Below are 7,991 nucleotides of genomic sequence, written 5' to 3'. Positions count from 1 at the left end.
ATAAACGCTGAAGGCATCTAAGCGTGAAGCCCCCCTCAAGATGAGATATCCCATACGCAAGTAGTAAGACCCCTTGAAGACGACGAGGTAGATAGGGCAGAGGTGGAAGCGTAGTAATACGTGAAGCTGACTGTTACTAATCGGTCGAGGGCTTAACCAAAAGGTTATGGTTAAGGATAGGTAAGAGGAAGTTATTTCCTAAAAGGATGAAAGATAGAGAGTAGAAGAAATTCAGTGTGCAGTTTGAAGGTATATACCTTTTATTCCTCGATAGCTCAGTCGGTAGAGCACGCGGCTGTTAACCGCGCTGTCGTAGGTTCGAGTCCTACTCGGGGAGTTTTAATTTAATATCTGGCCCCATGGTCAAGCGGTTAAGACATCGCCCTTTCACGGCGGTAACACGAGTTCGAATCTCGTTGGGGTCATTTATGGCGACATAGCCAAGTGGTAAGGCGTGGGTCTGCAACACCCTGATCACCAGTTCAAATCTGGTTGTCGCCTCTGAGGAATCATCGAAAGATGGTTCCTTTTTTTATGCCTGAAAAGCCGTATTTTACAAGGATTTTCGGGATTTCAACTGTTTGATTCGCTGTGAAGTAAGATGGCGCTATCGGATTTTCGCATCTTCTGCTATAATAGAATCATTCAAGAAACGGCATTTTAACATAGCCGCGACAAAATTATTTTATAATATGGAGGAAGCGAAAATGGCAGAAAAATTACAGGAATACAGCCTGACCTGGGAAGTAACGGATGAGATGACGGCAAAGCGAATCGGAAGCGCAGGTTCCCAAATTTTGTCTACTCCGAATATGGTGGCCCTGATGGAGGCGGCAGCGCTGGAACTGGCGAAATCGTATCTGGAGGAAGGACAGACGACGGTCGGAGCGGAGATTCACTGCCGCCATCTGGCGCCGACGCCGGTGGGAATGAAGGTAACAGCGACTGCAAAACTCCGCAGCATTGAGCGCCGGAAAATGTGGTTTGATATTGAAGTAAACGATGAGAAGGGCAAATGCGGCGAAGGGTCCCATCTGCGGATCATGGTAAATTCAAAGGCGATGAGCGACAAGGCTGCGAGCAAGGCGGAATAAGGAGTATCAGGTTTAAGTATCATGCACGGATTTTGCCGTTCTGGAATAAGGGGGAGCGGCAAAATCAGCTTGTGGTATGCCATGCGTGTGAATAGAGATAAAGAAAAGTTACTGGTCACGTGTGTGCAATAACATAGAAAGAGAGGCAGCGGTGCGGACAGAAACGATAGGGTGGATCATTGGCATTTTGATTGCGGCAGCGCTTGTCTGGTGGATTTACCGCAAAATAAAGAGGAAAATGCGGCAGCTGGCGAGTACGCCGGAGGTACAGGTGCTTCGGTATGTGGCAAAGCATTTATCGGAAGGTGATTTGACGCAGCCAGACGCATCCAAACCGCGTTCGCTGGCGGGAATGGACCGGCTGTGCCTGCCGCAGATTGCAAAAGATTTCCCGGAGTTTAACTGGAGCGAGTGGAAGGCTCAGATCGAGACAGAATTGAGAAAAAAACTGGAAAAAGAGTATCAGAAGGTACATATCCACCGGACGGTCATCAGCCGCTATCAGAAGGAAAAAGGACTCTGCCGGATTCTGTGTGAGTCGGCGGTCGAGTATGAGGAAATGACTGAATATGAGAAAATGCCTGAGATGCAGTCAGAACTGCATTCGAATCTGATTCAGACGGTTTATGAGACGGAACTGGTATATGTCTATGAGGATACGAAAACAGCAGGGGCAGCGGTTTCGCTTATCTGTCCAAACTGCGGTGCACCGATTCAGAAGCTGGGGTTGAAAAAGTGTGAATATTGTGGTTCCGTGCTGGAAGTCCAGAATAAGAAGGCATGGAGACTGCTGGAGATGCGGGAAAAGTAAGCGGGTGATCTCACGGTAGAATCCGGTGATGGGGAGAGAATGCTCCCAGATAAATTGCAGAAGAGTTTTATATGGGGGCAGGAGCTTCCTGATGGCTGCCGCGAAAGCGGACAACCATGCAGGTAGTTTCCTGCCATTTGTCTGTGCACGGAACGGAGGGAGCTTCCAGCGAAATGCCGACACCAACCGTTCCAAGCCAGACCGCTGTTTCCGTCAGAGGCTTGTTGAACTGGCGGATGGAAGTTTTAAGATCCAGATGGGAATGCAGCATTTATTCTGTTTCAACTGGATGTAAATTCATAACCAGCTTTTCCGGATGCCGCCTAATCCACCGCAATGCAATCAGGCAGATGGCAACGGAGATGAGAGATCCGATCGGCGCTGCGAGTCCCATCGGATACAGTGTTTCCGGGAAATAGCGGCAGGCAAGCCATGCCAGCGGGATGCGCGCTACCACGATCGAGATGCAGTTGTGCAGGAACGACAGCCCGGACAGTCCGCAGGCGCAGAAGAAACCGCTGCAGCAGAAATGGATACCGGCGATCATGCAGTCCAGCACATAGCTCTTCATATACTGGGTTCCGAGCCGGACAACCTCTGCCTCATCAGTAAAGAGGGAGACGGCGGCACCGGCAGCAAACTGCATGGCAATTGCGATGATCAGCCCGAAAGAAAATGTGATGCAGATCGCGTAGCGCAGCGTCTGACGGGCACGCTCAGGTTTTCCGGCGCCCAGGTTTTGAGCGGAGAGGGCGGAAACCGTGGAGAGAAGCGAGGATGGAACCAGAAACAGGATTCCGATCAGCTTTTCAACGATTCCGACCGCCGCCGCATCATTTAATCCGCGCTGGTTGGCAAACATGGTAATAACCAGAAAAGAAACCTGTATAAAGCCGTCCTGAACTGCAACTGGGATTCCGACCTGCAGGATGGAGGCTATGGTAGTCTTATGTGGATGGAGGTCACGGAGACGAAAACCCGGAAACATCCGTTTTTTAATGATTACGACCAGGGCGATCAGGACACTGCACATCTGTGACAGGGTCGTGCCGAGCGCCGCGCCGGACGGACCGAGCGAAAACACGCCCATTAAAAGGTAATCAAGCGCAATATTGATAATACAGGCGATTGCAACGAAATACATCGGACTTTTGGAGTCGCCCATGCCGCGGAAAATAGAGCTGATGATATTGTAGGCGGTGATGAACGGGATGCCGGCAAAGCAGATCATCAGATATGCCGCGGTGCCGTTTACCGCTTCCTCCGGGACAGACAGCAGCCTGATAATGCCGTGAACCGTCGTCAGCAGAAGTCCGGTCAGAAGAATGGACAGACCTGCAAATAAGGAAATCGTGTTACCGATGCCGCGCGCCGCAAGCTTCCGGTCACCCGCGCCGACCGCGCGTCCGATGAGAACCGTTGCGCCCATCGCCAGACCAACGATCATAACCGTCAGCATATGCATGACCTGACTGCGACCGAGACCGCCGTCGTCTCATCCACGCCTCCAAACTGCCCGATAATAAACAGATCCGCCATGCCGTAGAGTGTCTGCAAAAAATAAGATAACAAATATGGCAGGGAGAAATAGATAACTGTTTTCAGCACACTGCCGGAGGTGAGATTCTTTTCCATGAATGAATCCTCGTCTTTCTGGTAAAAATAGATGACTCTGCCGTCGGCCGTCAGAAAGAAAACGCCGCAGAAATCATTTTCTGAGTATAGTTTATCAGAAATAACTATAATGTCTACAATAATTATAGAGTCAAGGGAAGAAAATCCTTGTTTTTAAGTAGGAAATTTGTGGTATAATATGAGCACTTAGCGAGGTGTTTTCGATCTTAGTGCGAGTCATACCTAAATACTTAATGAAGCAGAGCCAAAGGCGATAGCTGAATTTAGTATTTATGGTATAATATGAGAAGGCAAATAAAACCCACTTTGATTTTACACAGGAGGTTTCATGAGTTTAGAGTTTAAAAAAATTGAAGTTAACAGTATCCAGGAGATGCTTCCGTTTTACGCGAGGCGCCACAATATGACGTGCGACAGCGTATTTCTGGAGAGCTATGTCTGGAAAGATTATTATAATGTCCGTTATGCAATCTGGGAAAATAAGGCGCTTTTATGGCTGATGGAGAATGAAGGACGTTGTTTTTCCGCGATGCCGCTGTGCCGGGAGGAAGACCTGCCGGGGGCGTTTGCGGCGATTGAGGAGTATTTTAATGAAGAACTGGGATATCCGCTGGTTATCAATCTGGCGGATGAGTATGCAGTGAAATATTTAAATCTGCCGGAGGACAAATATCTGGTGGAAGAGCAGGTCGATTCGAGGGATTATCTCTACAACGGCGATGCAATGCGTTCCCTGGCGGGAAAGAAACTGCATAAGAAGAAAAACCGCGTCAACGCATTTAAGCGCGAATATGAGGGGCGCTATGAGTACCGCCGTCTGTGTTGTTCGGACAGCCACGATGTCTGGGTTTTTCTGGACCGCTGGAGACAGCAGAAGGGCGAGGAGGTCGAGGAACATCTCGATTATGAGGTAAAGGGCATTCACGATATTCTGAAAAACTGTTCAGAATTCAGCATCCACATGGGCGGCGTGTATATCGACGGTCAGATGGAGGCATTTACGATCGGAAGCTACAATCCGGTGGAACATATGGCGGTTATCCATATTGAGAAGGCAAACCCGGAGATCAACGGTCTGTACCAGTTTATCAACCAACAGTTTCTGATAGAGGAATTTCCTGAGGCTGAGTGGGTCAACCGCGAGGACGATATGGGCTTAGAGGGACTCCGGAAGGCGAAAATGACGTATTATCCGGCGGATTATGCACGCAAATATCTGGTAGAACAGCTGTTAAACGGCAGCAAGGGCTATCACTGGGCGGAGCAGATCGCCAATACGACGGCGGGAAGTGTGCTGACGTATCTGGATGCGGAGGATAAGGACGAGACGAAGCATCTCTGGCATATGTGTTTCCCGGAAGATTCGGAGAGTTTTATCGAGTATTATTATAAGGAAAAGACGAAGGATAACGAGATTCTGGTGAAAAAGGATAATGGACTTCTGATTTCGATGGTGCAGTACAATCCGTATGCGGTGAAGCTGCGTGGACACCTCTGGAAGCTCGATTATCTGGTCGGAGTAGCAACCGAGGAGAGCCGCCGCCGCGAGGGACATTTCCGGGACGTATTTGTGAAAATGCTTCACGACGAGGAGGCAGCTGGAAAGCCGATCACGTATCTGGTCCCGGTCAACCCGGCTGTGTATGCGCCGATGGGATTTACCTTCATCGGAAATGTGGCATCCTATGAGCTGACCGAGGAGGCGAAACAGACGCTGACGCGCACGGTGTGCCAGGATAGGCCGGAGGACTGCGGGCGGGCTGCCGTCTATATGGAACAGTGGCTGGGCGCACGGTATGAGATGTATACGCGCCGGGATGCGGCGTATGTGAGCCGTCTCATCAAGGAGCTGGCTTCTGAAAATGGCACGTTGGAATTCCTGGAACAGGACGGCAGGCTGGTTGGCCTGGATGCCTACTGGGGCTGGGAAGTCCGTGAACACCGGCTTTTGTATGCGGAGGACGCATACACGGTCAAGACGGGCGAGAAGCCGTGGAATATGGCGCGCCTGACGAATATCGGGGCGCTGCTGGCGGCATTTGGCTTAAAACAGGCAGAGCAGCAGGGAGAAGAAAAACGTATGCTCACACTGGGCATCCGTATGAATGATCCGATTCTGGAAATGAACAACGGTGAGTTTGTCTGGACGATTGGGGAGACAGGTTCCAGCCTGAAGGCGCGGAAACCGGAGCCGGATACCTGCGGCTGCACGGAAAATGTTTCCATATGGCTGGAGACGAAGCCGGAAGAGCTGGTGAGCTGGCTGTTTGGCTGCCGGAAAGCGGAAGAAATCTGGGGCGGACAGCTTGAAAATAAGGGGCTGGCAGAGATTCTGGCACAGGTGGATACGGTGAACGGCGTGTATCTGGATGAGATCGTGTAGAGTGCGTGCTGTAATTGTATAGGATAGAGAATATGCTGATTTTATGTAACTAATAGCAACCGCTTTTATGTTTTCAGAAAAAGGAGAGGAGAGTGCGTCAGATGGGAGAGACAGACACATTAAAAAAATGGATTAATGAGTCAAATTATATTGTATTTTTTGGCGGGGCGGGTGTTTCGACCGAGAGCAATATCCCGGATTTTAGAAGCACGGACGGGCTGTACCATCAGGAGTATGACTATCCGCCGGAAACGATTTTAAGCCACAGCTTTTATATAAGAAAGCCAGAGGAATTTTACCGGTTTTACCGCAATAAGATGCTGTTCCCGAATGCAAAGCCGAACCGGGCGCATCTGGCTCTGGCGAAGCTGGAGCAGGAGGGAAAGCTGAAAGCGGTCATTACCCAGAATATCGACGGGCTGCACCAGGCAGCAGGCAGCAAAGAGGTGCTGGAGCTGCACGGATCGGTGCTCCGCAACCATTGTACGCGCTGCGGCAGGTTTTACGGATTGGATGATATTTTGAAGATGAAGGGCGTGCCGAAGTGCGGCTGCGGCGGCGTGATTAAGCCGGATGTCGTGCTGTATGAGGAAGGACTGGACAATGAGGTAATTGAGCGGTCAATTGCCCATATCCGCAAGGCAGATATGCTGATCATCGGCGGTACCTCGCTGGTGGTGTACCCGGCAGCGGGGCTGATTGATTATTATCATGGAAATAAACTGGTTCTGATCAATAAATCAGCGACCTCGCGCGATGGTCAGGCGGATCTGGTTATCAGCGACAGCATCGGGAAGGTGCTGGGGGACGCGGTCGGAGTATAAGGTAGTAACAGGGGAGAGAGGAAATGGTATACGAGGTTGGAGATATTGTAAAACTCAAAAAGCCGCACCCGTGCGGCAGCCATGAGTGGGAGATCCTGCGGGTCGGCGCGGATTTCCGTTTGAAATGTGCCGGCTGCGGGCATCAGGTGATGATGGCACGACCATTGGTAGAAAAGAGTACCAGAGGACTGAAAAAAGCGGGAGAGAAGTCCGAATAAGAGCGGCGGGTGGGCGTACAGATGCAGGCAGCTTCATGATCTGGCAGTCAGTAAAAGAATGCAGTAAGAAGGGGCAGAAAGCCCGGAAAAAACGAGAAAATTTACATAGAAAATCTCGAAAAAGTGCTTGCCAAGCCGTTCCTTTTTTGGTATCATAGATATTCGGTAATATATAACACAAAAATCCTTACTCCCTGCTGGAGTCAGGGGGTCAGTGACCACAAGGAGGTAAGAAAGAGCATGAACAAATATGAATTAGCAGTTGTTCTTAGCGCAAAACTCGAGGACGAAGAGAGAGCCGCAGCGATGGAGAAAGTAACAGGTTACATCACACGTTTCGGCGGTACAGTAACTGACATTGATGAATGGGGCAAGAAGAGACTTGCTTACGAGATTCAGAAAATGAAAGAAGGATTCTACTACTTCGTACATTTCGAGTCTGATTCCGTATGCCCGAATGAGGTGGAGAACCACATCCGCATCATGGAGCCGGTTATCAGATACTTATGCGTAAGACAGGATGCGTAAGAGTAGATAAAGAAAGAGTGATCGTATGAATAAAGTAATTCTGATGGGCAGATTAACGAGAGATCCGGAAGTGAGATACTCTCAGGGCGAGAGAGCTATGGCAATCGCCAGATACACGCTGGCAGTAGACCGCAGAGGCCGCAGAGGCGGAAACGGAGACGACAGCGCACAGACAGCGGATTTCATTCCGTGTGTTGCATTTGACAGAGCAGGCGAATTCGCTGAGAAGTATTTTCATCAGGGAACCAAGCTCGTAGTAACCGGAAGAATTCAGACTGGCAGCTATACCAATCGTGACGGCCAGAAAGTATATACGACAGAAGTGATTGTAGAGGATCAGGAATTTGCAGAGAGCAAGAATGCGGCATCTGGCAACAGCGACGGCGGTTACCGTCCGGCAGAGCGCCCGGCTCCGTCCAGCGCAATCGGCGATGGATTCATGAATATTCCTGATGGAGTAGAAGACGAAGGCCTTCCGTTCAACTAGGTTCGGGAATC

10 protein-coding genes, 3 tRNA genes and 1 rRNA gene are annotated in these 7,991 nt (G+C 50.1%); 12 read left to right on the top strand and 2 right to left on the bottom strand.

Annotated elements, in window-relative coordinates:
- The 7 genes from DWX76_RS04030 to DWX76_RS04000 all read left to right on the top strand — a co-directional run.
- Positions 1–160: ribosomal RNA gene (locus tag DWX76_RS04030) — 23S ribosomal RNA — on the top strand; the annotation flags it as partial.
- Between the two features lie 104 nt (positions 161–264).
- Positions 265–337 (top strand) — tRNA-Asn (locus DWX76_RS04025).
- Between the two features lie 16 nt (positions 338–353).
- Positions 354–425 (top strand) — tRNA-Glu (locus DWX76_RS04020).
- Positions 426–430: 5 nt separating this feature from the next.
- Positions 431–501, top strand: a tRNA-Cys gene (locus tag DWX76_RS04015).
- 206 nt (positions 502–707) lie between these two features.
- The gene (locus tag DWX76_RS04010) at positions 708–1,094 is read left to right on the top strand and encodes a thioesterase family protein (protein ID WP_022358901.1); all 387 of its coding nucleotides are present in this window, start codon (positions 708–710) and stop codon (positions 1,092–1,094) included.
- Between the two features lie 151 nt (positions 1,095–1,245).
- Positions 1,246–1,905, top strand: coding sequence for a hypothetical protein (locus tag DWX76_RS04005; protein ID WP_118570150.1), 660 nt, complete (start codon positions 1,246–1,248; stop codon positions 1,903–1,905).
- Positions 1,906–1,996: 91 nt separating this feature from the next.
- Complete coding sequence (locus DWX76_RS04000; protein WP_107001796.1) at positions 1,997–2,200, top strand: hypothetical protein; 204 nt, start codon at positions 1,997–1,999, stop codon at positions 2,198–2,200.
- Here the strand turns inward: DWX76_RS04000 and DWX76_RS03995 are convergent.
- Positions 2,177–3,364 (bottom strand): MATE family efflux transporter, encoded by a 1,188-nt coding sequence (locus DWX76_RS03995; RefSeq protein ID WP_412693982.1) that lies wholly within the window; start codon positions 3,362–3,364, stop codon positions 2,177–2,179. The genes DWX76_RS04000 and DWX76_RS03995 overlap by 24 nt on opposite strands.
- Positions 3,358–3,540: a hypothetical protein gene (locus tag DWX76_RS14865; RefSeq protein ID WP_412693981.1), complete on the bottom strand. Its 183-nt coding sequence runs from the start codon at positions 3,538–3,540 to the stop codon at positions 3,358–3,360. The genes DWX76_RS03995 and DWX76_RS14865 overlap by 7 nt, the downstream gene beginning before the upstream one ends.
- Before the next feature lie 328 nt (positions 3,541–3,868).
- Between DWX76_RS14865 and DWX76_RS14860 the strand changes: the two genes are divergently transcribed.
- The 5 genes from DWX76_RS14860 (at position 3,869) to DWX76_RS03970 (ending at position 7,980) form a co-directional block, all read left to right on the top strand.
- On the top strand, positions 3,869–5,923 hold the full coding sequence (locus DWX76_RS14860; RefSeq protein WP_118570149.1) for a GNAT family N-acetyltransferase: 2,055 nt from the start codon (positions 3,869–3,871) through the stop codon (positions 5,921–5,923).
- A 101-nt stretch (positions 5,924–6,024) separates the two neighbouring features.
- Positions 6,025–6,747 (top strand): NAD-dependent protein deacylase, encoded by a 723-nt coding sequence (locus DWX76_RS03985; protein WP_107001799.1) that lies wholly within the window; start codon positions 6,025–6,027, stop codon positions 6,745–6,747.
- 23 nt (positions 6,748–6,770) lie between these two features.
- The gene (locus DWX76_RS03980) at positions 6,771–6,965 is read left to right on the top strand and encodes a DUF951 domain-containing protein (RefSeq protein ID WP_022358896.1); all 195 of its coding nucleotides are present in this window, start codon (positions 6,771–6,773) and stop codon (positions 6,963–6,965) included.
- A gap of 240 nt (positions 6,966–7,205) precedes the next feature.
- On the top strand, positions 7,206–7,493 hold the full coding sequence (rpsF, locus tag DWX76_RS03975) for a 30S ribosomal protein S6 (RefSeq protein ID WP_107001800.1): 288 nt from the start codon (positions 7,206–7,208) through the stop codon (positions 7,491–7,493).
- Positions 7,494–7,518: 25 nt separating this feature from the next.
- Entirely contained in the window at positions 7,519–7,980 is a 462-nt protein-coding gene (locus DWX76_RS03970) for a single-stranded DNA-binding protein (RefSeq protein WP_022358894.1), read from the top strand.
- Positions 7,981–7,991: the final 11 nt, after the last annotated feature.

This window comes from Clostridium sp. AF21-20LB (assembly GCF_003478795.1).
In the GTDB taxonomy this organism is placed as follows: domain Bacteria; phylum Bacillota; class Clostridia; order Lachnospirales; family Lachnospiraceae; genus Otoolea; species Otoolea fessa.
The sequence above is the reverse complement of the archived record's forward strand: the minus strand, read 5'-3'. Positions and strand labels throughout refer to the sequence as shown.